This window comes from Pontibacter liquoris, from assembly GCF_022758235.1.
GTDB classification, from domain to species: domain Bacteria; phylum Bacteroidota; class Bacteroidia; order Cytophagales; family Hymenobacteraceae; genus Pontibacter; species Pontibacter liquoris.
Map to the genome: position 1 here is coordinate 2022435 of NZ_JALEBG010000001.1, position 24331 is coordinate 2046765.

Genomic DNA, 24331 nt, shown 5'->3' on the forward strand with positions numbered 1-24331 from the left:
TCAAATCGAAACCCATGACCATACTCGACGAAATCATTGCCCATAAGTATAAAGAAGTGGGCGGCCGCAAAGAACTGTACCCGGTAAAGCTACTGGAAAAAAGCCTCTTCTTCGAAACGCCCTGCATTTCGCTGGAACGTTACCTACTACGCCCGGATAAAACCGGTATCATTGCCGAGATTAAGCGTAAATCTCCTTCCCGCGGCGATATCAATCCTTACGTGTCGGTGGAGCGCACTTCAATCGGGTACATGCAGGCAGGCGCTTCAGCCTTGTCTATTCTGACCGATACCACCTACTTTGGCGGCAAAAATGAGGACCTAATGACGGCGCGCAAGTATAATTATTGCCCCATTCTGCGCAAGGACTTCATGGTGGATGAATATCAGATTGTGGAAGCCAAGTCGATCGGAGCCGATGCCATCTTATTAATTGCCGCTGCGCTGGAACCTGCCCGCTTAAAAGAACTGGCTTCGTTTGCCCGATCGCTTGGCCTCGAAGTGTTGCTCGAAGTACACAACAAAGCTGAATTGGATGCTACCCTGCACGAGCATGTGTCGGTGGTGGGCGTCAACAACCGCAACCTGAAAGATTTTAAGACGGAGATCGGCACTTCATTCGAGTTAGCGGACTATATGCCAAAAAACATTACCAAAGTATCGGAGAGCGGCATCACCAACCCGCGCGTAATGGTGGAGCTGCGGGAAGCAGGCTTTAACGGCTTTCTTATCGGGGAACGTTTTATGTATAACAACCGCCCGGAGCGTGAGGCCATGGAGTTTATCAAAGAATACAAAGCGCTGCTGGCGCAGGCGCAGCAAGTTACGGCATGAAAGTAAAAGTATGCGGCATGCGCAATCCGGAAAATATCCGGCAGGTAGCGGCACTGCAACCCGATTTTATGGGTTTTATCTTTTACGAAGCTTCCAAACGCTATGTAGAAGGGCACATAACGCCGGAGCTACTGGCATCGCTGCCGGCAAGTATAAAAAAAGTGGGCGTGTTCGTGAATGAAACGACCGCTGTTATACTTGACACAGCCCGCCAGTATAAACTGGAGGTGGTGCAGCTGCACGGCCGGGAAACACCACGGCAGTGTCTGGAAATCAAAAATGCTGGTCTGGAAGTGATCAAAGCTTTTTCAGTAGATGACAGTTTCGTGTTTGAGAGCACCCTGCTGTATGAACGGAGCTGTGATTATTTCCTGTTCGATACACGGGGCAACAATTACGGCGGCAACGGAACCGTCTTCGACTGGGAAATCCTGAAAGGTTACCTGTCTGATAAACCCTATTTCCTGAGCGGTGGCCTGAATCTGGATAACCTGAAAAGCAAAGAATTTGAAAGGATCTGGCCAAAGCCGTTTGCGCTTGACGTGAACAGCGGATTTGAGATGGAACCCGGGCTGAAAGATGTGGAGCAGGTGAGGCTCCTGATGGAGCAGGTAAGAAGTGTGTCATCTCCACGATAGGAGAGATCGGAATTGAAAATCAGCAGATTTCTCCTGCTGATCGAAATGACAAGATAAGTATAAATGACAACAGGCACGGCATCATCTAGTGACTAACGTCTAAAATCTAAAGTCTAATTATGAAATACTCAGTTGACGAAAACGGCTTCTACGGCAAATTCGGTGGAGCATACATCCCCGAGATGCTGTACCCCAATGTGGAGGAGCTGCGCGAAAATTACCTCAAAATAATGGGGGAACCCGCCTTTCAGGAAGAGCTGCAGTTGCTTTTAAAGGATTACGTGGGCCGACCGACGCCGCTCTACTTTGCCAAACGCCTTTCTGAAAAGTATAACACCAACATTTACCTCAAGCGCGAGGATCTGAACCATACCGGCGCCCACAAGATCAACAACACCGTGGGGCAGGTGCTGATGGCGCAACGCCTGGGCAAAAAGCGCATTATTGCCGAAACAGGAGCCGGGCAGCATGGCGTTGCGACCGCTACCGTTTGCGCGCTAATGGGCCTGGAGTGCATCGTATACATGGGAGAAGTGGATATTGAACGACAAGCACCCAATGTAGCCCGGATGAAGATGTTAGGCGCAACAGTAGTGCCGGCCACCAGCGGCAGCCGCACCCTGAAAGATGCCACCAACGAGGCCATCCGCGACTGGATCAACAATCCGGAAGATACTTACTACATCATTGGTTCAGTGGTGGGTCCGCATCCGTACCCTGATATGGTAGCCCGCTTCCAGGCAGTTATTTCAGAAGAGATGAAGAGCCAGTTACTGGAGAAGACCGGCAGCGAGAACCCTGACTATGTAGTAGCCTGTGTAGGAGGCGGCAGCAATGCGGCTGGTGCGTTTTATCATTACCTTGACCGTCCTGAAGTAAAACTGGTGGCTGTAGAGGCCGCAGGCCTTGGGATTGATTCCGGCGAGTCGGCGGCCACATCGGTGCTGGGCCGCGAAGGCATTATTCACGGCAGCCGTACTTTGTTGATGCAGACGGAGGACGGCCAGGTAACCGAACCTTATTCCATTTCTGCCGGTCTGGATTACCCGGGCGTGGGACCGCTGCACGCGCACCTACACCAGTCGGGCCGCGCCCTTTTTGAAAGTATAACGGACGACGAAGCGCTGCAGGCTGTGCTGGAACTGACCCGGCTGGAAGGCATCATCCCGGCTTTGGAAAGCGCTCATGCCCTGGCCGCATTGGGTCGCATCGGCGCCAAACCCAACGAGGTGGTCGTGGTAAACCTCTCTGGCCGCGGCGACAAAGACCTGACTACTTACTTAAACAGATTCCACTTCGATGAAAAATAGAATCAGCACCTTATTTGCCGAAAAGCAGGAGGGGCTGCTATCGGTATACTTTACGGCAGGCTATCCCAACCTGAACGACACGGAAGAGATCATCCTGGAGCTGGAGAAAAACGGCGTGGACCTGATCGAAGTAGGTATGCCCTTTTCCGATCCGCTGGCCGATGGGCCGACCATCCAGCAAAGCAGCGAAATTGCCCTGCGTAATGGCATGACAATCCCAAAGTTATTTGAGCAGCTGCAGCATATCCGGCAGAAAACGCAAATTCCGCTAGTGCTCATGGGTTACCTGAACCCGGTAATGCAGTATGGCGTGGAGCGGTTTTGCCAGAAATGTGCTGAAGTAGGTATCGACGGGCTCATTCTGCCGGATCTGCCGCTGAAGGATTATGTGCGCGAGTATAAAACTGTATTTGAAGCACATAACCTGAGTAATATCTTCCTGGTTACACCGCAAACGCCCGAGGCCCGCATCCGCGAGATCGACAGCCACACTAACGGCTTTGTATACCTGGTTTCTTCGGCCTCTACCACCGGCAGTACTACAGGCAAAGCAGTCGCTAACACGTCTTATTTTGAGCGCGTTGCAGGTATGCAGCTGCGCAACCCTGGCGTGATTGGGTTTGGCATTCACAACAACGATACCTTTACACAGGCGTGTAACCATGCCCGCGGCGCCATTATCGGCAGTGCGTTTATCAAAGCGCTGGCACAGGAGGGCAGCCTGCAGCAAAACATCCAAACCTTTATCCAAAGCATCAGAAACTAACATGATCATACAACTCCAACAAGGCATTCCGGCAGAGCTGAAAGCCAACATTCTGCAGCAGGTGCACGAGATCGGCTACCAGGCCAACGAAGTACAGACGCAGCAGGGCCATTACCTGGTGGCCATCGGTAAAAAAGACTTTGATATCCGCACCATCGGCCAGTTGCCGGGCGTAGCCGATATTCACCGCGTTTCGGAAGAGTATAAGCTCATTTCGCGCAAATGGAAAGTAGAACCCACCCGTATTGATCTGAGGGATGGTGTAACGATAGGTGAGGGGAATTTCAGCATCATGGCGGGCCCTTGCTCAATTGAAAGCGAAAAACAAATCGAGCTGGTGGTGAACCACTTAAAGGAGAACAACGTGAAGATCATGCGGGGCGGGGTGTTCAAGCCGCGCAGCTCGCCTTACGCATTCCGGGGCATGGGCATCGAAGGCTTGCAGATGTTTCACCGCATCTGCCGCGAAAACGGCATCAAGATCATCACCGAAGTGATGCAGGTGTCGCAGATCGCCGAGATGATCGATTATGTAGACGTATTTCAGGTGGGGGCACGCAACAGCCAGAACTTCAATCTGCTCGATTCGTTGGGCGAAGCGCAGAAACCCGTCTTGCTCAAGCGTGGTATTTCCGGTACCATTGAGGAGTTGCTGCAGGCGGCCGAATATATCTTCTCCAACGGTAACGAGAACATCATGCTGTGCGAGCGCGGCATCCGGGGGTATGAGAAATCGTACCGCAACATTCTGGACCTGAACGCTGTGCCGGTGCTGAAAGAAAAAACGCATTTGCCTGTGATCGTAGACCCTTCGCACGGCATTGGCGTACGGGATTATGTTGCCGATATGGCGCTGGCTGCGGTAATGGCGGGCGCAGATGGCATCATCTACGAAACGCATCAGAAGCCGGAAGAAGCATACTCGGACGGACAGCAAACGCTTAACTTTAAAGAGTCGGAGCGCCTGATCCGGCGCATGCGCCAGGCCTATGATTTGCGCGAAACATTTTAGCGGGTACAATTGCAGATTAGCCGTTAAAGTTTGAAGTATAAAGTGTAATTTGCGTCATGAAAATAATAAAAGCAGCCTGGTACGTACCATCGAGTCGTAACGCCGGATAAGATTCGGGGCCAAGTGCTTTTGTGATTATACTTTACAATCAGAACAAAAGAGCCTGACTCCGATATGGGAGCAGGCTCTTTTGTTTGGCACTAATCATACCTTGTGCCCGTATGCGGAACAGGTACGGCCTACTTATAATAGCTGTTTATCTTAAGATTACGTCATGACCCCACTGATAGCAGATCTGAACTTTAATGACCTGAAAGCACAACACCCCAGCGATATTGCAGAGGTACTGGGAGATCTAAATGAAAAGGAGCGCCTGCTGGCCTTCCTGCTGTTGCCTGGGGAACTAAAGTCGGAGGTGTTTACCTATTTCAGTTACTCCACGCAGGAAGAAGTACTCAAAAAACTCGGCTCTACCGATACAGCCGAGATGCTGGAGAACATGGCCCCCGACGACCGCACTGAGATCTTCGAGAACTTCCCGGACCTGCTCATCAAGGAATCTATCAACCTGCTCTCGCCGGAAGAAAAGCGCATTGCCCTCAACCTGCTAGGTTATCCCGAAAAAAGTATTGCCCGCCTCATGACGCCCTATTACATACAGGCAAAAAAAGGGTGGACGGTGCAGCAAACCATGCGCAATATCCGGCGCTACGGAAAAAAAGCCGAAACCCTCAACCACGTCTACGTGGTGGACAAAGACAACAAACTGATAGACGATATCCGGATCGGTAAACTGCTGATGGCCGACGAGGAGCAAACGATCGAGTCGCTGATGGACTACCAGTTTGTAAGCCTGACCACCACCATGAACCGCGACGAGGCCATTGAACAGTTTAACAAGTATGACCGGGCCGTAATGCCGGTCGTGTCAGAAAAAGGCGTACTGGTGGGAATCGTAACCTTTGACGATATTTTCGACGAGATCGAGCGACGCGATACCGAAGACATTCAGAAGTTTGGTGGTCTGGAAGCCTTGGAACTCTCTTATACCGAAACGCCGCTGCTCACGCTGGTACGCAAGCGGGCCAGCGTTTTGCTAATCCTGTTTTTAGGTGAGATGCTCACTGCTTCGGCCATGGGCTTTTTTGAAGATGAACTGAACCGGGCAGTGGTGCTGGCCTTGTTCATCCCGCTCATTATTTCCAGCGGGGGTAATTCCGGTTCCCAGGCAGCTACCCTTATCGTACGTGCCATGGCCATTAGTGAACTCAATATCAAAGACTGGTGGTATGTGATGCGGAAAGAAGTGCTTTCGGGCTTGTTGCTTGGTTTGATTCTGGGATCCATAGGCTTGCTGCGCATCATTACCTGGCAGTATGTCGGGTTCTACAACTATGGCGAGCATTATGTGCTCATCGGACTGACCGTCGGGTTCTCCCTTATTGGCATTGTGCTGTGGGGAACCTTATCCGGCTCCATGATCCCGTTTCTGCTGCGTAAGCTCAACCTGGACCCGGCCACTTCGTCGGCGCCTTTTGTGGCTACCCTGGTAGATGTAACCGGGCTGGTGATCTATTTCTCGATAGCGGCCTCGCTGCTGAGCGGCACGCTTCTCTAAGTGGCCAAGGATTAGTGGGAGGAAATGGCACAGCCAGATTCGGAAAATAAAAAGCCCGGCACCTGAGGGGTGCCGGGCTTTTTATTATTATTTGTTGGCGGGCTTAAGTGTTTCATCAAGCCATTTAAAAAACTCATGTTGCCACACCAGCGCGTTTTGCGGCTGTAGCACCCAGTGGTTTTCGTCGGGTAAGTATAACAGGCGGCTGTTAATGCCTTTTAGCTGCGCGAACTGGAAAGCCTCCAAGCCCTGCTCTATCCCTACGCGAAAATCCTGACCACCCTGCACGATCATAATCGGTGTGTTCCATTTACTGGCATAGGTTATCGGGTTAAACCTGGTATAAGCCTCTGACACCTTATCGGCCCAGTAAGGACCTTTCAGTTCGTTATTTGCAAAGAAGAGCTCTTCGGTGGTGCCATACCAGCTGCGCATATCAAACAAGCCATCGTGTGCAATAAAGGTTTTGAAACGGTTGTTGTGTATGCCTGCAAGCATGTAAACGGAATACCCTCCGTAGCTTGCTCCCACAGCGCCCAGCCTGTCCTTGTCCACATATGGCTCTTTGGCAAGGTCATCGGTAGCTGAAAGATAATCCTGTATGGCCTGGCCACCCCAGTCACCACTAATCTGGCGGTTCCACTCATCGCCATAGCCCGGCATGCCGCGTCTGTTCGGCGCTAGAACTATATAGCCGTTGGCAGCCATCAGTTGCAGATTCCAACGGTAAGAATACGTTTGGGTTAAAGCCGATTGTGGCCCGCCTTGGCAGTATAGCAGGGTCGGGTACTTTTTGTTCGGATCAAAATCAGGCGGATAAACGACCCACGAGAACAGGTCTTTGCCATCGCTGGCTTTGGTAATGCGTGGTTCAACCTTGCTAAGTTTTATTTTATCGTAAAGGGCATTGTTCACGGAAGTAAGCTGGGACATTTTACCTGATTTCAGGTCCAGCCGGTAAAGCTCGGCGGCATGGTTCATGTCGGTCCGGGCAACCACCAAGCTATTGCCGGCCTGTCCTGCAATATCACTTACATCAAACTGGCCTTTTGTTACCTGCTTTATACTTTTAGCGGAGAACTTGTTGAGGTCTTTCGGCAGTGTGATCTCGAATAACTGCACCGTTCCTTTTGTTGGCGCTACAAACCAGATCTTACGGCCATCCTGGCTCCATTGGAACGAGTTGATGGTTTCGTCCCAGTCTTTTGTAAGATTATACTTCCTGCCGGATTTTGTATCAGAAATGATCAGCTCGTTTTGGTCTGATTCGTTTCCATCTTCATCCATTTGCAGCCAGGCCATTTTAGAAGCATCTTCCGAGAAAGCAGGAGCGGTATCGTAGCCCGGATTGCCATCGGTAAGATTGATTGTTTTGCCGGAAGCCAGCTCGTAACGGTAAATGTCGGTGTTGGTGCTGATGGCGTACTCTTTCCCAAATTTCTTCTTGCTTACATACAAGATGGCCTTGCTGTCGGGGCTCCAGATCATATCTTCCTGGCCGCCGAAGGGCATTTGCGGCGCATCGTAGGGTTCTCCCTGTATAATATCGGTGGCCGTGCCTATTTTGCCCTCGGCATACGGGGCAAAGAACACGTGCTGAAACTTGCCATCCTCCCAGGTGTCCCAGTGGCGGTAGTTCAAATTGTCGTAGACATAGGCGTTGGATTTTGGCAATTCCGGATAACGGTCGGTACTATGGATCTTTTTAATTTCCACCTCGCGTGAAAATAGGAGGTATTTCCCATCCGGAGAAAAGCGCACATTGCTCAGGCCGCCTTCTACATTGGTAAGTTGCTTCGGTTCGCCTTTGCCGGAGGGCAGTTGCCATAACTGGCCTTTGTGCAGGTAAATAATATTGCCTGTTGCCTTGTCGATATGCACGACGTTCTCGCCGCCTTTGGTTGCAGTAAGTTGTGTGGGCTGCCCGCCCGCTACCGGGATCCGGTAAAGATTACGCTCGCTGCTGTTCTCAGCCATCTGTACATAGCTAACCCCATAAATAAGGGATTTCCCATCAGGTGTGATGCCCTCTGCCGATACCCGGCCCAACTTCCAAAGCAGTTCCGGCGTCATGCGCTCTTGTGCCTGTGCCGTCCCAAGGGCTAGCACACTGGCAAATAGTAGTATCTTTTTCATCTATCAAAAGTAGCATTATTGTAGCGATTCTGGAATTCGGGGTAAAATAACAACATCATTAAAATGATTTTTATAGTTACTATTTGTAAGTTGTGCTATCTTTGCATACATGAAAGGCACACTGGCACCTATGCATCATCATCATGCACGAAGCAAACGTTTCGGAGCTGCCTGCCTATGGATTTACTAGAAGTATAAAGAACATATCCAAAAGCCTGACTCCGTCCCGAGTCAGGCTTTTTTGTTTTTGACTGAATCCTGATTTGTAGATTGGATGCTGGATATGGAAACGTGCTGACCAATGCTCAGTTGCTCTTTTGGATTTGCAATCCAAAAGTATAATAGCCGCAGATTTGTAATCCTCCAAGTTAATGGCTTATGCTATTGGCAAAGAAGCGGATTGTAAATCTGCAGCGTATACAGTTCCGGATCACAGATATGAAACAGCTGAGTACAAAGTATGAACGAAGTGCTCTTTCGGGCGATAAAGTGCAAAACAACAATGCTAAGCTGAAGTTATACTTCATTCTTAATTCATAATTCTTAATTCGTAATTAAAAGTATGAACCTCGTTATAGTTGATTACAAAGCGGGCAATGTGCAGTCGGTGTTGTTTGCCCTTGAACGGCTGGGCGTGCAGGCTACCTTGAGTGCAGATTTTGAAACGATCCAGGCAGCCGATAAGGTGATCTTCCCGGGCGTGGGCGAAGCCTCCTCGGCCATGGCGCAGCTACGGGCCAAAAACCTCGACAAGTTATTGCCTACCTTGCAGCAGCCTTTCTTTGGCGTATGCCTGGGCATGCAGTTGCTTTGCAGCCATTCCGAAGAAGGAAATACCGATCTGCTCAACATCATTCCGCTGGAAGTAAAGCATTTTGAAACCACGCTGAAAGTGCCGCACATGGGCTGGAACCAGTTGGAGCAGTTCTCTTCTCCTTTATTTGACGGGATAACGGAAGGCGATTATGCCTACTATGTGCACAGCTATTACGTGCCGCTCAGCAAGTATACCATTGCCCAGACAGCGTACCCGGAGCCTTTTTCCGCAGCTTTACAGTATAAGAACTTTTATGCCGCGCAGTTTCACCCAGAAAAAAGCGGACCTGCCGGCGCCCGCATCCTGAAGAATTTTTTAGCCTTATGATGGAGATAATCCCTGCTATTGACCTGATTGGCGGCCAGTGCGTGCGCCTGACCGAAGGTGATTTTGCCCGCCAAACAACCTACGACAGCAACCCCCTGGAAGTAGCCAGGCGTTTCGAAAGCCATGGCATCCGGCGCCTGCATTTGGTGGACCTGGATGGTGCCCGTGCCCGAAAGCCGGTAAACCTGAATGTGCTCGAAAGTATTGCTGCCAACACGAATCTGACTATTGATTTCGGAGGAGGGCTGCAATCGGAAGAAGCAGTAAAACAGGCCTTCGATGCGGGCGCTTCGCAGATCACTGCTGGAAGTATAGCGGTGCGCGAACCCGAAACGGTAAAGGATTGGCTTATCACCTATGGGGCTGAAAAGATCATTATCGGGGCCGATTTTAAAGGTACCAACATCGCGATCAGCGCCTGGACTGAAGAAAGCAAGTACCCGCTGCAGGACTTTATCTCCGGCTACGTAACTACTGGAGCCAGACTATTTATCTGCACCGATGTGAGCAAAGATGGTAAGCTGCAGGGCCCCTCCACAGATACTTACCGCCACCTGAAGTTGACCTTACCGGAAGCCGGCATTATTGCCAGTGGCGGCGTAACCACCGTAGCCGACCTGGAGCAACTGCAGGAGATCGGCGTAGCAGGCGCTATTATTGGAAAAGCCATCTACGAAGGCACCATTTCATTAAAAGATTTAGAACGATTTGTATGTTAACTAAACGCATTGTATCCTGCCTCGATATTAAGAATGGCCGCTGTGTAAAGGGTGTGCAGTTCGAGAACATCCGCGATGCCGGTGACCCGGTGGAACTGGCTAAATGGTACGCCCAGCAGGGCGCCGACGAGCTGGTGTTCCTGGATATCACGGCTACCAACGAAGAGCGAAAAACGTTTGCCGAACTCGTACGCGATATTGCCCGTCACATTGATATTCCGTTTACTGTGGGCGGAGGCATCAGTGCCGTCGCCGATGTAGAAGTGCTATTACAAAACGGTGCCGACAAGGTATCGGTAAATTCGGCAGCTATTCGTAACCCAGGCCTTGTGGAGGAACTGGCTAAACGCTTCGGCAGCCAGTGCGTAACGGTAGCCGTTGACACCAAGTATACCGAGGCAGCCGGCTGGAAAGTATACGCCCGGGCCGGCACCCAGGAAACCGAACATGCCACCGTGGCCTGGTGCCAACAGGTAACAGACCTGGGCGCCGGCGAGATTCTGCTTACCAGCATGAACAACGACGGCACCAAAGCCGGTTTTGCCCTGGATATTACAAAGGCAGTTTCAATGGCTGTAACGATACCGGTTGTAGCGTCGGGAGGTGCCGGTACCATGCAGCACTTCGCCGATGTATTTGAGCAGGCCCAGGCTGATGCGGCCCTGGCAGCCAGTCTCTTTCACTTCCGGGAATTGGATATTCCGGATTTAAAGCACTTCCTGAAAGCACAAGGGGTTGCGGTCAGGTTATAATTTTGAATGAATTGGTAAATGAGCGACTAAGTAAATGAGTGATTTTTATATCAACTCATACCTTTCTAACTTTTTACCTCTCTAACTTTTAAAATAACTATGTTGGATTTTGATAAAATGGGCGGCCTGGTGCCAGCCGTAATACAGGATAATATAACAGGCCAGGTGCTAATGCTGGGCTACATGGACCAGGAAGCGTTGCAGAAAACGCAGGAAGAGAAACTCGTGACCTTCTTTTCGCGGACCAAAAACCGCCTCTGGACCAAAGGGGAAACATCGGGGAATACGCTCGAAGTGATAAGCATTACCAGCGACTGCGACAACGACACCTTGCTCATCAAAGTAAAACCGAACGGACCAACCTGCCACACTGGCGCGACCAGCTGCTTTGGCGAGGAGGAAAGTGCGGACAGGGCTACTGGCATCCGCTTTCTGGCACAGCTCGAAAACGTGATTCAGCAGCGCAAAGGAAATCCGGTAGAAGGATCCTATACTAACTTCCTCTTTGACAAAGGCATCAACAAAATAGCCCAGAAAGTAGGAGAGGAAGCCGTTGAAACAGTTATTGATGCCGTAGCCGGTAAGCTGGAAACGATGAAAGGCGAGGCAGCCGATCTGCTCTATCACTTACTGGTGTTATTGGCCGCGTCAGGGCTGGAATTAAAAGATGTGGTGGCCGTACTGCAGGAACGGCACCAGAAATAAGAAGCCAAATTGATGAAGTACAAAAGCAAGGGGTAGCCTGTTTTCCGCTGCTATTTTACGCCATAAAAGCGCGAATGGCATCCGCTACTTCGCCGCCTTTTTCCTCTTGCAGAAAATGGCCTGCTTTATACCTTATTACCTTTGCCTCCGGGAAAGTCTGCTGCCAGGTATCCAGCAAATGCAGCGGGAGGAGCTTGTCTTTTTCACCCCAAAGGATGAGCTTGGGGATAGCGCGTAACTTTTCCCACTGCTTCCAGAGTTCGGCAAAGTATGGATTGGCTTCGTGCAGCGCCACGGCAAATCGCCAGGTGCCCAGCCTTTTGGAAGCCTTGGAAAGGGGTTTTTGATAATGACGTTTGATGTCGGAAGTCAGGTGCCGGCGCTCATGATAGCCCTGCGGCAGAAGCAGGCGCACCGAAAAGCCCAGCTGCAGGTATAAAAACTTACCGACACTGCTGCTCATAAAACGGCTTAGCTGGATCATCCTTTTTTCTCCTTCCAGGGGCCACATCCAGGTATTGAGAATGACCAGGCGCTTAACATTCTCAGGGTTTCGCAGGGCATAGCGCAGGCTGATCGGTCCGCCAAAATCGTGCAGGACCAACGTGATGTTCTTTAATTGCAGGTGCGTAATAAGCTGCTCCAGGTTTTGGGCATGCGCTTCCGGCGTATAGCTGAAGTCGGCTGGCTTGTCGGAGAGGCCAAAGCCCAGGTGATCGGGCGCCACGCAGCGGAACTGCCGGCTGAGCGATTTGATCTGCTGCCGCCACACAAACGACCAGGTAGGCGTACCATGCACAAACACGATTGGCTCGCCCTGGCCTTCATCCACATAGTGCAGCTTGCCATCCGGCAATTGCAAAGTATGATAGGCAAATGGATATAGAATAGGATCGAGCCAGTCCGGAGAGTTCATACAGCAAATTGAAAGTTTATACTTCTACGAAGAAAGCTGCCAGACAAGGGCATATCCCAACCATTGTTTTTCTGCGCATAACTGTTCTTCTGCCTTCTTATACTTGCCGGCTCACATTTCTCATAAAGGCTGCTCTATACGCTGGTGGTTTTAATCAGCAGCTTGCGGTATTTGGTAAAAATGCTTGATTTGGATACGAAGCCTAAGTAGCGGGTATCATCCAGCACAGGCAGGTTCCAAGCGCCGGTCTCATCGAACTTTTTCATCACGTTGGCCATGCTGTCGTCGTGCTGTACTACATCGGGTGGCTGCACCATCAGTTCCTTTGCTTTTACCGTGTCATACCTGTCTGTTTTGAACATGATCTCCCGGATGTCTTCCAGCAGGATAATGCCTTCTAAAGCTCCTTTTGCACTTACAACCGGAAAGATGTTCCGGCGGGAGTGGGCGATGACTTCCACCAATTCCCGCAAAGTGGCATCGGGCGCTACAGGCTGAAATTCCGTTTCAATCAGGGGATGGATCTTCATGATCTGCAGCACGGTACGGTCTTTATTTGCGGTAAGGAGCTGTCCCTTTTGTGCCAGTCTTTTAGCTTCCAGCGAGTAAGGCTCGAAGTATTTGACCACAGCATAGGAGGTAGCCGATACCACCATCAATGGGATCATCAAAGTATAACCACCCGTTATTTCGGCAATCAGGAAAATGCCCATTAGCGGTGCATGCATTACGCCGCTCAGAATGCCGGCCATGCCTACCATGGTAAAGCTGCTGACCGGAACCGCCCCGATCTCGGTCAGATTGATGAGTTTGGAAAAGAAAAAGCCTGTATAAGCGCCCACAAACATCGAAGGACCAAAGTTACCGCCTTTCCCACCCGATGCAATGGTGAGCGTGGAAGCAATGACCTTCATCAGGGCCAGCGCCCCCGTAAAACAAAGCACCACCCACTCGTTTGTGCCGAAAAAGGAGAGCCAGCTTTCTTTGAGCAGCAGCTCGGCCTGGTCATTCTCCAGCAGCTTCACCGATTCGTAGCCTTGTCCGAACAAGGGCGGGAACAACATGATCAGCAGCCCCAGGCAAAGGCCGCCTATCAGGGCCCGGGTGTATACCTTGTGTTCGAGTGGCTCAAACATTGCCTCGATGCGGTGCACCGTGCGCGTATAATACACCGATACCAGGCCGGTAAGCGCCCCAAGCAGCACATAAAAAGGAACATTGCCGGCCCGAAAGTCCTTCAGGTTGCCAACAAACAAAAGCAGGTCTTCGCCCAGGATCAGTTTGGAACAAAGCGTGCCCACCACAGCGGCCACCATCAGCGGAATAAAAGCTGCAATACTAATATCGGTCAGCAGCACCTCAATGGCAAACAGCACGCCCGCAATAGGGGCATTAAAGATGGAGGCAATACCGGCAGCCGCGCCACAGGCCAGCAGCAGGGTGCGCTCGCGGTAGTTGAGGTGGTAGGAGCGGCCATAATTAGAACCGATGGCAGAGCCTGTCACCACGATAGGAGATTCCAGTCCGGCGGAACCACCGAACCCAATTGTAATGCCGCTGGTAATAACGTAAGAGTACATCTTGCTCTGCCGGATGATGCTGGACTTTTGCGAGATGCTGTACAGTATGCCGGCCGTGCCGCCCTCTACTTTGCCCTTAAAGAAAACCTGCACCACCACCACCGTTATCAAAATGCCGATGACCGGAAGCACAATAAGCCAGATAGGTTTTTCGAGCAGGCCGCCGCTATACGTCAGGGCCACATAAATATAATAAACGATGGTTTTAAGTATGACAGCAGCCAAACCGGCGGTAAGACCTACCAAAGCACTGGAAATGAGCATAAATTCCCGGCTCGACGTATGGCGGCGCAGCCAGAGAAGGGGGACCTTGTATCTTTTGTAATAAGGCATTTAAGGGCTGATCTTACAATGAAGCAGAACGGATTAAGTGCAAATTTAATGATAAGGTATACCGGGTTCAATGTTTATTTGGTATACTTTTCGTGGTTTTATTTTAAAATAAGTGACTTAGGCTAACTATAGGGCGCTTTTATATGTTTATAGTAGGATTGCATGTTTAGTTAAAGGCTTAAGAAAGACTTATGGCAATTGTAGGGGAAAATAGCAGCAGCTTTTTAAATCTGCCGGAAGAACATGGCCCTTTTCATATTATAGGGGATGTGCATGGCTGCTTTAATGAACTGCAGGCCTTGATGCATCTGCTTGATTATACTATCCATTTTAACGAAGCACAACAGCGTTACCAGGTTTCTGCGCCCGGCGGGCATAAGCTGATCTTTGTTGGCGACCTGGTAGACCGGGGACCGGATTCACCCAATGTGCTACGCCTGGTCATGGATATGGTAGCCGCCGGGCAGGCGTTTTGTGTAACCGGAAACCACGATGATAAGTTGTACCGCATGCTGCTGGGCCACAAAGTGCAGGTACGCCACGGACTGGAGCTGACAGTAACGCAGCTTGCGGCCTATGACAAAGCGTTTCATACCCGCGTTAAGAATTTTATAAGTGGATTGCCGCATCACCTCATGCTGGACGAAGGGCGGTTAATTGTGGCGCATGCCGGCCTGGAAGAACGCTTGCATGGCATCAGTTCCAGAGGGGTGCGGGAGTTGTGCCTCTATGGCCCGGTAAGCGGCGAGAAAGATGAAAAAGGGCTTCCCATCCGGCTGGACTGGGCCGCGGAATATTGCGGGAAAGCCATCGTAGTGTACGGGCATACGCCTGTATTTGAGCCCAGCTGGCGCAACAATACCATTAACCTGGATACCGGTTGCGTTTTCGGAGGCCGCCTGACGGCCCTGACTTACCCCGAACAGCACCTAACGTATGTTGATGCCTATAAAACGTATGCTGATCCTGTGCGCCCTTTCCTGCAGCGTCCTGTTTCTTCCTTTTCGTAAGTAGCCACCTTAGCAAAAGCAGCGTTCTGTACTATGATTATGCGCTGAGAAATGCTCGTTATCTATCTGTCAGCTCCCTAGCTACCAACGGGCCAACTAAACAAGTATAGCGGTAAGTATCGTACCTAGTAACAGGAAGAGGTTTTGGCCGCGACGCAGCTTATACGCGCCACTGGCTGTGGCCCCTGAACAAACTAACGAACCAAAACGATGCGCACATTGCAAAAGCTGATGGTTGGGCTGGACTTCACGGCCATGGATGATACGCTGATCCGCTACACGGCATTTCTGAGCCAGGTCCTGAAAATTGAAAAGGTTTATTTCGTGCATGTGGTAAAGCCTTTTGAGCTGCCGGAATCTCTCCGCGAGGAACTGGGAAGCGAACCTCCCAGAGGCGAAAAGATAAGGCACCTGATGGCAGGGAAAGTATCCGAATACTTTGACGCAAACAACCGCGCAGACGTAGAGGTGCTGCTGAAGGAAGGAGATCCCTTAAAAGAGCTGCTGGAGGCCTCCGCAGCGCTTCACACCGACACGATGCTGGTAGGCCGCAAATTGAAGCTGCATGGCAGTGGTGTACTTACCCATAAGCTACTGCGCATCAGCAAGGTGGGAATTATCTTTGTTCCGGAAGCCTTCGAGCCGCAACTGCGCCGCGTCGTGGTCAGCATGGACTTTTCAGAGTATAGCATACTTGCTTTGCAGCATGTGCTGCAGGCTGCCGCATCGGGGCCCGATCTGGCCATCATCTGCCTGCATGTTTACGCCGTGCCTACCGGCTACCGCACCTTAGGGATGAGCTACGAAGAGTTTAACCAACGCATGCGGGGCTTCGCCATCGACAAGTATGAGCAATTGCTTGCCCGCTTCCCCGCGCTGCAGCAGAGCGGGAGGTTGTTGCTGGTGAAAGCAGAACGGGAACACCAGGAAGATACAGGCGAGCTAATCGTGCTGGAAGCCAAAAGAGCCCGGGCCGATATGCTGGTTGTAGGCGCAAGGGGCAAATCGGCCGCCGCGCAGTTTATACTTGGCAGCACCACCGAAAAGATCCTGCGCTTTGACCTGGACATTCCGCTGGCTGTGTATAAAAAGGAAGATGAGTCGCACAACCTCCTGGATTCCTTTTTATCATCTTACTATTAGCACCTGTTTTCTGCTTACCCAAACGCCGGCCATCGGTAGCATTTGGAAATAGACCATGATTTGGATTTAGAGCACAAGCTGTACCTTTGCAAAAAGAAGAGAGAAAAATGGAACAATACGACTTGCTGGATGTGCCGCACCTGATCTACGTGATGGACCCGATGTGCTCGTGGTGCTACGGGTTTGCTCCGCAGCTGGAGCGCCTCAAACAGGAGCAGGAGGGTAAGCTTAATTTTAAGCTGGTAGTAGGAGGGCTGCGACCGGGCACTACCGAGGTAATGAACGAGCAGATGCGCAAAACCCTGCAGCAACATTGGGAGGAAGTGCAGAAAGCAACCGAACAACCTTTCAATTTTGAACTGCTCGCACGTCCCGACTTTGTATACGATACCGAACCTGCCTGCCGCGCCGTAGTAACCATACGCTACCTGAACCCGAAAGCCGAACTGCAGGTAGCCCAGGAAATACAGCGTGCTTTTTATGCCCAGGGCAGCGATGTGACCAAACCAGACGTGCTTGCGGCCATTGCCACGGCATTTGAAGTGACGGAAGAAGAATTCCTGGAGAAATTCGACTCGCAGCTAATGCGTGAAAAAACGCAACAAGACTTCCTGATCACACGCCACCTGCGGGCAACGGCTTTCCCTAGTTTATACTTGCTCAACGGCCACGAAGTAAGCCTGCTGAGCCGTGGCTACCGCTTATATGACGCCCTGAACAGCAAATTACAGGAAGCTCTGCGGCATGTTAACCCCGGTTAAGGATAAATACCTGGTTGCGATAGGCGCCCGCTGGCGGCCATACGTACTACACGTGTGGCCGCTGTTTTTTGTGCTGCTAAGGGCTACATTTCAACTAAATAAGACGCTTGGTCTTTCTATGAGTCAGGTTATAACGGTACGTTAAGGTTAGGAAACATGAGCAAATCAAATCACCGTTTCGCCGTAAGTGCTCTTTCTAAAAAGCACCTGCCCCGTCACCTGCTAATCCCGGCTTCCAACATCCGCCCGGGTGTACTGGCGCTTATAAAGGCCGATCACCCCGACTTTGATGACAACAGCCTGCTGTCTTTTGACGAGCTGAACGTTTACCGCAAAAAATACCTGGAAAAGATCCTGGTGCATGAAGTAGGGGAGCTGTCACAACTGGAGCAGGACGTTATCGAGAGCATCAACAGCAACGAACTGCTTTCAACCAACATCGATTTTACCCAGGAAGAGAACCTCACGCTGGGCAACCGGGTAGCCGACAAGATCGCATCGTTTGGCGGCAGCTGGACCTTTATCCTTCTTTTCTTTTCCTTTCTGCTACTCTGGATGGCTGTAAACGTTTACCTACTCGCCTCCAAAGCTTTTGATCCGTTCCCATTCATCCTTCTAAATCTTATCCTTTCGTGCCTGGCAGCCATACAGGCGCCCATTATTATGATGAGCCAGAACCGGAAAGAAGCCAAAGACCGGCAGCGCTCGGAGTATGATTACAAAGTAAACCTTAAAGCAGAGCTCGAGATCCGGCTGCTGCATGAAAAGATCGATCACCTGATCGTGCACCAGAATCAGCGCCTGATCGAAATTCAGGAAATACAGGTAGACCTGCTGGAAGATATTATGATGCGGATGAAGCCAAAATTATAAGGGTGCCTGCCACAGCGCTTCCAGCGGGTCCGTTCCGTTCCAGGTACCGGCACTGGCTATGGGCCTGAAGCGGGCAAAAAGCTCTTCGCTGTACCAGTTTTCTGCCCGGGTGCGGCGCATCACCTCCTGGTGCAGCGCATTTTTATAGGCATATTCTTTCATCGCCTCACCTGATTCCCACACACTAAAAGTAGCCTGCCGGATGAACGGCAGTTCTCCTAGGCCAATGGAGCATACCAGCCCGGCAGCATTTTCCAGGGCTTTGCTGGCCTGCGGCACATAGCGCCAGAAGTTTGGCAGCGTACGCCAGTTTATACTAGCCCGCGTCAGAACGGCCAGGGGGCCTGTGCTATACTTCTCGGGCAGCGCCGGCGCAAAAGGCTCCTGCCCATCCCAGAACCCATGCGACTGATACGGGAGCAGCTTAATGGTCCAATGCTCATAGGAGTGCTGTGCGTATTCCTGCAGCAACGCTGAGGTACTGAAAAAAGCGTCGGCGGCAGCCTCGCTTTCCCAGGTGCACAGTAGCCCATAACGCCGGAAATTCGGTTTTATACTAAAGCCTAGCCCCTGGCCACTGCCCAGCAGTTTGAAGAAAAGAAGCCCCGGTATTCGTTGAAGTTTCGGCACCGACGTACCCATCTGCGCAAGGCCCCAGCGCAGCGCACCTTTGCGAATGCCAAATAATGTTAGGGTAGTGAGATGGGGAGAGGCGGAAGTGAGCAAGGGCAGCAAAATTTAGGATCAGGCAGGCAACAGCTTGTTGCAGCAATTTGTTCAGGTAAAGATACTAACTAAAACACCTGCCGGGCATGCGCAGCGCCGGCAGGTGTTCTTGTTAAGACATTTTATACTTGGTAAGAAGGTCAGTTTACAAATTGATCTTCTTGTTTTCACCGCCATCTGGCCGTTTACCGGTAAGAGCGGCTTTGGCCATACCATAGAGCTGCACCATCGTACTGCTTGGTGAGTCCCAGTATTCAGCTTTGTCGATGGTTACTTTGATCAGGCCAATATTGGGATCATCCTTGCCTTTGGGGAACCAGGCTTTTATTGCCGGTGACCACAGCTCATCTATTTTAGCCTGGTCTCTGGTCAGTGTTGCCTTGCCCGATACCGATACATAAACATTATCATCCGGATTAGCATAGCTTAGGTTTACATGGGCGTCGTGCTGCAGCTCGTGTGATTTTTCAGATTCGTACCCGGTAAAAAACCAGATCGCACCATCATCCTTTACTTGTTGCGTTTGCATGGGCCTGCTTCGGATACAGCCATCATCTTCGATGGTGCTCATCATGGCCACATCAATATCTTTGATCTTATCTATTAGTTTCTGAAGGTTTTCCTGTGTATTTTGATCGTTGTTCATAGCTTTTTTTATGTTGTTACTTTAAGCTTACGGGGTGCAAACGCTCAGGGTTTATCAGCTGCACAAGCACCATTGCCCCCTCAAAAACCGTTAAAACATTTGCATGCTTAGTATTGTTATCTCCTTTATACTTAATTAAAACGAATTGAATTTTCTGGCGCATGCTTTTTTATCCGGAGAAGAAGAGGAGCTGCTCTTCGGGAATTTTATTGCCGATGCCGTGAAAGGAAAGCAGCAGGAGTTGTATGTGCCCGGCATTGCACGGGGCATCCGGCTGCACCGCCTCATCGATACTTTTACCGATACGCATGAAGTGGTAAGCCAGACAAATGCGCGCCTCCGCGCCCGCTACCGCAAGTATGCGCCGGTTATTTCCGATATGTTCTTTGATCATTTCCTGGCCAGCCGATTCCAGCATTTCGCGCAACTGCCGCTGGAGGAGTATACCCAGCGGGTGTACGCGATCATAAACGAGCGGTTTGAGCTGCTGCCGCCCCGCATGCAGGCCTTTTTTCCGCATATGGCACAGCACAACTGGCTCCTTTCCTATGCCCAGATAAGTGGGGTGGAGCAGGCGTTGGCCGGTCTGAGCCGCCGTACCTCCTTTGTATCGGGCATGGAAACAGCAGGAGAGGAGCTGCGCGAAAACTATGCCCTGTATGCTGCCGATTTTGCCGCTTTCTTCCCTGATCTGCAAACCTATGTCGCGCAGGTAAAGCAGCAGATCTGACAAAGCAAAGTATACCTTACAGGTGCATTACGATCAGGCAGCTTCTTCCTTCAGTGCATCCGAGTCTGGGGTTCTTTTCACGCGGCTCAGCACTTCCTGGGCTACTTTTGCAAGTATAAAAGGCAGCAGAATACCGGCAAGGCCCACTGCCAGCACCCGGCGCATGCCCAGCCGCAAAATCAGGCTGCTGACCACACTGGCGCGCAGCTCCTGTAAAAGAAATTTACCGGCCTTGGTCATGGGTTTGCCTTTCAGCAGCTGCTCGATGGCCTGCCAGTTCCCATGTTCGGCCAGTCTTCTAACAAAGCCAAGTACAGTATCTTTGGTGATCGTTACAGCCTGGCTAAGCTGCTCCTGCCGGAGTTTGCTCCAGCGCTGCAGGTCCTGGAGTTTCAGGTGCGGATCTTTCGGTATGAAATGGTGCATTGGTATCATATCATTCAGGTTTTAATCGGATTGCTAAAATACGGCGGGCCGGTTCGTCAATCTAAATATTGGTGCTAACTTTACGGAGCCAGCTTTTGAACAAAGCCGCGGCCACTTTAGTTAAGAAAAAGAGCCCTTGGGCTTGCTTTAGCTCCTGCTTTATGAATAACCTATATTGCCCTAGCCTTACAGCTTACGTACGCAGAAAAACGCGTGTGGTAAACATTGGTGGCGTGCCGATGGGTGGCGATTACCCAATCAGGGTGCAGTCGATGACTACCGTTGACACCATGGACACCGACGGATCTGTGGCACAATGCATCCGCATGATCGAAGCTGGCTGCGAATATATCCGGATCACGGCGCCAAGTATAAAAGAGGCCGAGAATCTGCAGCTCATCAAAGCCGAGCTGCGCAGCCGCGGCTATAGTACGCCCCTTATTGCTGACATCCATTTTACCCCGAATGCCGCTGAAGTAGCCGCCCGCATTGTAGAAAAAGTGCGCGTAAACCCCGGCAATTACGCTGATAAAAAGAAATTTCAGGTCCTTACCTACGACGATACGACCTACCAGGCCGAACTGGACCGGATCAGGGAGCGTTTTCTGCCGCTGGTGCGCATCTGCAAAGAGTATGGCACGGCTATGCGCATCGGCACCAACCACGGCTCCTTATCTGATCGTATTCTGAGCCGCTACGGTGATACCCCGCTGGGAATGGTAGAGAGTGCGCTGGAGTTTTTGCGCATCTGTGAGGCCGAAGCCTACTATGATGTGGTGATCTCGATGAAAGCCTCAAATACGCAGGTAATGGTGCAGGCCTACCGTCTGCTAGTTCAGAAACTGGAAGAAGAGGGGCTGCAACCATACCCGCTGCATTTAGGTGTTACGGAAGCTGGTGAGGCCGAAGATGGCCGCATTAAATCGGCAGTGGGAATTGGCACCTTGCTGGAAGACGGCCTGGGGGATACCGTACGCGTGTCGCTGACGGAGGCGCCCGAAGCCGAGGCACCCGTAGCCAAAGCTTTGATCGACCGCTACACGCACCGGGCCGAAGATGCGCAGTTCATTCCGCCTGTCAGCCATATCCCTATCAACCCGTTTCAATATCACCGTCGCGAAACGCGGGAGGTGGCCAACATTGGTGCCCAGAATGTGCCCCGCGTCATAGCCGACCTGAGCCGCCTGGAAGCGATCCGGTATGCCGACCTGAAATGCGTAGGCCATTTATACTCCATGCTGCTCGATAAGTTTAACATGAACGACCAGGGAGCGGATTACATTTTTACCGGCGATACACCGATCGGCTTTATGCTACCCAACGGCTTAAAGGAGATCGTAAACTATGTCACCTGGCAAGAAGCCGAACAGCGCGAAGACCGGCACCCGCTCCTCACAGCTGAAGAGTATCTGACTGCGCCGGAGCGCCACCCTAACCTGAACTTTATACTTATCACGCTTTCTGACCTGGATGCAGCACTACTGAACCGCCTGAAGCAGGACGCCACAGCCGTACTGGTGTTGCACACGCAGAATGCCCACGCTATGCCGGAGCTGCGCCGTTGCTTCTTTGCCATAATGGAGGCAGGCGTGCAGAACCCCTGCATCATTCAGCGCGCATACGGTGCCCTCACCTCCGACGAAGTTCAGCTCTATGCCGCTACCGATATGGGTGGGCTGCTGATCGACGGGCTCGGAGATGGCGTGATGCTCGGAACGGAATACTTGCCGGAACAGGAGAAAGCTGCCTGGTTGCAAACAATCGGCGCCTTTAACAGCCTGAGCTTCGGCATTCTGCAGGCAGCCCGTACGCGCATGAGCAAGACCGAATATATCAGCTGCCCGAGCTGTGGCCGTACCTTATTCGATCTGCAGGAAACAACGGCCATGATCCGCAAGCGTACCGACCATCTGAAAGGCGTGAAGATCGGCATTATGGGGTGCATAGTGAATGGCCCCGGTGAAATGGCTGATGCAGACTATGGCTATGTGGGCGTCGGCGTAAATAAAATAGCCCTTTACCGCGGCCAAACTGTGATCAAAAAATCCGTACCGGCTGATCGCGCCGTAGACGAACTGATCGAACTGATCCGGGAAGATGCCCGCTGGATCGAACCCATGGAGGTAGAAGGATAAAAAGTAACGCAAGTATGAGGAAGCTTTTGAGAAGGAAATACCTGTTAAAAGCTTCTATCAGAACGTATACTTATTAAATCTTTTATTACCTTATACTGTTATCTATACAGGCAGTGCAGTTAATTTAAAAACACCCTTGCTCTGCTTGGAGCAAACTGATTTAAACGAACGTGATATGAAGGGATTATTTGATTTTTCAGAAGTAGCTACTTACTTCTTCCGTAAAAACGACCCGAACCGCCGAACGAATTTTAACTTGCGCACCATGCACAAGATCAACAAAATATCCATGTTGATGTTCCTGGCCGGCGTTATATACTTTATCATTAAACATATTTAAGAGATGCACATCGAGCATTTCCGTGAATATTGTATGGCCAAACCGGGTACTACCGAAGAGCTGCCCTTTGATGCCGACACGCTGGTGTTTAAAGTATGCGGTAAAATGTATGCGCTTTGCAGCCTCTCAGCCTATGCACAAGGCATTGCCCTGAAGTGCGATCCGGAGCGGGCCATAGAACTGCGTGAGCAATACCCGCAGGTGCAGCCTGGCTACCACATGAGCAAGGTGCACTGGAATACCGTGTTGCCCGAAGCGGGTTTGCCGGATACTTTGTTGCAGCAATGGATCGACGATTCATATGCTTTTGTCGTGGCCAAGCTCACGAAGGCACAGCAAGATACCCTGGCCTTGCCTTAACATGTGCGCCAGGCACAGGAAGAAAATCTTACCGCCGCTTCCGCTAACATTAGCAGGAGCGGCGGCCTTATTTCCGGGTGTTTTGGTTTGTTAAAAAATATTGCCCTGAAGCCTTAAAATTGCTGGTGTTACAACGATGACATATCAGAAATTATGCTTAACATTGGATAAACTCACCTTAAGCTATTATGACGCTAGAAAAAGAAATCGGTTTCAATTCATTCCGGAATGAATGGCAAAAAGCAGGTCTCGCTATTCTGTATACATACGGGTTGCTGAATAACGGACATGAAAATTTCTTTAAACAACATGGTCTCACCTCGCAGCAATACAACGCCCTGCGCATCCTGCACGATCAGTATCCCACGCCGGTTTCGACCTCTTATTTACGCGAGAAAATGCTGGACAAAATGTCGGATGCCTCGCGCCTGGTAAGCCGCCTAAGTGCGAAAGGGTTGGTTGATGTAAAGCAGAATGCCACAGACAAGCGCCTGGTCAATATCCTGATCTCGGAAGAAGGGCTGCGTAAATTTAACAGCATAGGGAAAGAGATCAGCAAGATGGACGCCCTGATGCAAGCCTTAACAGAAGAAGAGGCCCGGCAGCTTACTAGCTTACTCGATAAAGCCCGCCAGTCTATTCAATCAAATGGCGAACCTTCTACTTCTCTGGAGCAGGCGCAGTCCTAATTCTACCCCGTACCCTATACAACAAGGCAG

The 24331-nt window shown here is 51.0% G+C and carries 25 protein-coding genes; 19 read left to right on the top strand and 6 right to left on the bottom strand.

The genetic code is table 11. The features are described from left to right. The first annotated feature begins 14 nt into the window (after positions 1-14). The 6 genes from trpC to mgtE all read left to right on the top strand — a co-directional run bounded on the left by trpC (position 15) and on the right by mgtE (position 6177). Positions 15-833, top strand: a complete 819-nt coding sequence (gene trpC, locus LWL52_RS08310; RefSeq protein ID WP_242918772.1) for an indole-3-glycerol phosphate synthase TrpC — start codon at positions 15-17, stop codon at positions 831-833. Next, the gene (locus tag LWL52_RS08315) at positions 830-1471 is read left to right on the top strand and encodes a phosphoribosylanthranilate isomerase (protein WP_242918774.1); all 642 of its coding nucleotides are present in this window, start codon (positions 830-832) and stop codon (positions 1469-1471) included. The genes trpC and LWL52_RS08315 overlap by 4 nt, the downstream gene beginning before the upstream one ends. Before the next feature lie 119 nt (positions 1472-1590). After that, a complete protein-coding gene (trpB, locus tag LWL52_RS08320; protein WP_242918776.1) occupies positions 1591-2781 on the top strand; it encodes a tryptophan synthase subunit beta in 1191 nt (396 codons plus the stop codon). Beyond that, on the top strand, positions 2771-3547 hold the full coding sequence (gene trpA / locus LWL52_RS08325; RefSeq protein ID WP_242918779.1) for a tryptophan synthase subunit alpha: 777 nt from the start codon (positions 2771-2773) through the stop codon (positions 3545-3547). The genes trpB and trpA overlap by 11 nt, the downstream gene beginning before the upstream one ends. A gap of 1 nt (position 3548) precedes the next feature. After that, positions 3549-4559 (top strand): bifunctional 3-deoxy-7-phosphoheptulonate synthase/chorismate mutase, encoded by a 1011-nt coding sequence (locus LWL52_RS08330; RefSeq protein WP_242918781.1) that lies wholly within the window; start codon positions 3549-3551, stop codon positions 4557-4559. A gap of 274 nt (positions 4560-4833) precedes the next feature. Then, positions 4834-6177, top strand: coding sequence for a magnesium transporter (gene mgtE, locus LWL52_RS08335; RefSeq protein ID WP_242918783.1), 1344 nt, complete (start codon positions 4834-4836; stop codon positions 6175-6177). A gap of 87 nt (positions 6178-6264) precedes the next feature. On the opposite strand, the gene LWL52_RS08340 is transcribed toward mgtE, so the two are convergent. Beyond that, positions 6265-8313, bottom strand: coding sequence for a S9 family peptidase (locus LWL52_RS08340; protein ID WP_242918785.1), 2049 nt, complete (start codon positions 8311-8313; stop codon positions 6265-6267). Between the two features lie 562 nt (positions 8314-8875). Here LWL52_RS08340 and hisH point away from each other — a divergent pair. From hisH to hisIE, 4 genes are all read left to right on the top strand, one after another. Beyond that, entirely contained in the window at positions 8876-9457 is a 582-nt protein-coding gene (gene hisH / locus LWL52_RS08345) for an imidazole glycerol phosphate synthase subunit HisH (RefSeq protein WP_242918787.1), read from the top strand. Continuing rightward, complete coding sequence (gene hisA, locus LWL52_RS08350; RefSeq protein WP_242918789.1) at positions 9454-10176, top strand: 1-(5-phosphoribosyl)-5-[(5-phosphoribosylamino)methylideneamino]imidazole-4-carboxamide isomerase; 723 nt, start codon at positions 9454-9456, stop codon at positions 10174-10176. The genes hisH and hisA overlap by 4 nt, the downstream gene beginning before the upstream one ends. Then, positions 10170-10928: an imidazole glycerol phosphate synthase subunit HisF gene (gene hisF / locus LWL52_RS08355; RefSeq protein ID WP_242918791.1), complete on the top strand. Its 759-nt coding sequence runs from the start codon at positions 10170-10172 to the stop codon at positions 10926-10928. The genes hisA and hisF overlap by 7 nt, the downstream gene beginning before the upstream one ends. A gap of 99 nt (positions 10929-11027) precedes the next feature. Continuing rightward, positions 11028-11633, top strand: coding sequence for a bifunctional phosphoribosyl-AMP cyclohydrolase/phosphoribosyl-ATP diphosphatase HisIE (gene hisIE, locus LWL52_RS08360; RefSeq protein ID WP_242918793.1), 606 nt, complete (start codon positions 11028-11030; stop codon positions 11631-11633). Positions 11634-11688: 55 nt separating this feature from the next. On the opposite strand, the gene LWL52_RS08365 is transcribed toward hisIE, so the two are convergent. Continuing rightward, the gene (locus LWL52_RS08365; protein ID WP_242918795.1) at positions 11689-12549 is read right to left on the bottom strand and encodes an alpha/beta fold hydrolase; all 861 of its coding nucleotides are present in this window, start codon (positions 12547-12549) and stop codon (positions 11689-11691) included. A 134-nt stretch (positions 12550-12683) separates the two neighbouring features. Next, a complete protein-coding gene (locus LWL52_RS08370) occupies positions 12684-14393 on the bottom strand; it encodes a chloride channel protein (RefSeq protein WP_242918797.1) in 1710 nt (569 codons plus the stop codon). A gap of 260 nt (positions 14394-14653) precedes the next feature. Between LWL52_RS08370 and LWL52_RS08375 the strand changes: the two genes are divergently transcribed. The 4 genes from LWL52_RS08375 (at position 14654) to LWL52_RS08390 (ending at position 18249) form a co-directional block, all read left to right on the top strand. Continuing rightward, on the top strand, positions 14654-15472 hold the full coding sequence (locus LWL52_RS08375) for a metallophosphoesterase (protein ID WP_242918799.1): 819 nt from the start codon (positions 14654-14656) through the stop codon (positions 15470-15472). Positions 15473-15682: 210 nt separating this feature from the next. Next, positions 15683-16615, top strand: a complete 933-nt coding sequence (locus tag LWL52_RS08380; RefSeq protein ID WP_242918801.1) for a universal stress protein — start codon at positions 15683-15685, stop codon at positions 16613-16615. A 107-nt stretch (positions 16616-16722) separates the two neighbouring features. Further along, complete coding sequence (locus tag LWL52_RS08385) at positions 16723-17376, top strand: DsbA family protein (RefSeq protein WP_242918803.1); 654 nt, start codon at positions 16723-16725, stop codon at positions 17374-17376. Positions 17377-17532: 156 nt separating this feature from the next. Continuing rightward, positions 17533-18249 carry a DUF1003 domain-containing protein gene (locus LWL52_RS08390; RefSeq protein WP_242918805.1) on the top strand — a complete coding sequence of 239 codons (717 nt, stop codon included), beginning with the start codon at positions 17533-17535 and terminating at the stop codon, positions 18247-18249. On the opposite strand, the gene LWL52_RS08395 is transcribed toward LWL52_RS08390, so the two are convergent. Further along, a complete protein-coding gene (locus LWL52_RS08395; RefSeq protein ID WP_242918807.1) occupies positions 18244-18975 on the bottom strand; it encodes a spheroidene monooxygenase in 732 nt (243 codons plus the stop codon). The genes LWL52_RS08390 and LWL52_RS08395 overlap by 6 nt on opposite strands. 145 nt (positions 18976-19120) lie before the next feature. Then, complete coding sequence (locus LWL52_RS08400) at positions 19121-19621, bottom strand: pyridoxamine 5'-phosphate oxidase family protein (RefSeq protein WP_242918809.1); 501 nt, start codon at positions 19619-19621, stop codon at positions 19121-19123. Between the two features lie 145 nt (positions 19622-19766). Between LWL52_RS08400 and LWL52_RS08405 the strand changes: the two genes are divergently transcribed. After that, positions 19767-20351, top strand: coding sequence for an acyl carrier protein phosphodiesterase (locus LWL52_RS08405; RefSeq protein ID WP_242918811.1), 585 nt, complete (start codon positions 19767-19769; stop codon positions 20349-20351). A 33-nt stretch (positions 20352-20384) separates the two neighbouring features. Here LWL52_RS08405 and LWL52_RS08410 read toward each other — a convergent pair whose 3' ends face one another. Further along, complete coding sequence (locus LWL52_RS08410; protein WP_242918813.1) at positions 20385-20786, bottom strand: hypothetical protein; 402 nt, start codon at positions 20784-20786, stop codon at positions 20385-20387. Positions 20787-20938: 152 nt separating this feature from the next. On the opposite strand from LWL52_RS08410, the gene ispG reads away from it, so the two are divergent. From ispG to LWL52_RS08430, 4 genes are all read left to right on the top strand, one after another. Then, positions 20939-22912 (top strand): (E)-4-hydroxy-3-methylbut-2-enyl-diphosphate synthase, encoded by a 1974-nt coding sequence (ispG, locus tag LWL52_RS08415; RefSeq protein WP_242918815.1) that lies wholly within the window; start codon positions 20939-20941, stop codon positions 22910-22912. A 175-nt stretch (positions 22913-23087) separates the two neighbouring features. Next, positions 23088-23252 (top strand): DUF6728 family protein, encoded by a 165-nt coding sequence (locus tag LWL52_RS08420; protein WP_242918816.1) that lies wholly within the window; start codon positions 23088-23090, stop codon positions 23250-23252. 3 nt (positions 23253-23255) lie between these two features. Continuing rightward, a complete protein-coding gene (locus LWL52_RS08425; RefSeq protein ID WP_242918817.1) occupies positions 23256-23612 on the top strand; it encodes an MmcQ/YjbR family DNA-binding protein in 357 nt (118 codons plus the stop codon). Between the two features lie 188 nt (positions 23613-23800). Then, positions 23801-24301 (top strand): MarR family winged helix-turn-helix transcriptional regulator, encoded by a 501-nt coding sequence (locus LWL52_RS08430; protein ID WP_242918818.1) that lies wholly within the window; start codon positions 23801-23803, stop codon positions 24299-24301. Positions 24302-24331 lie beyond the last annotated feature (30 nt).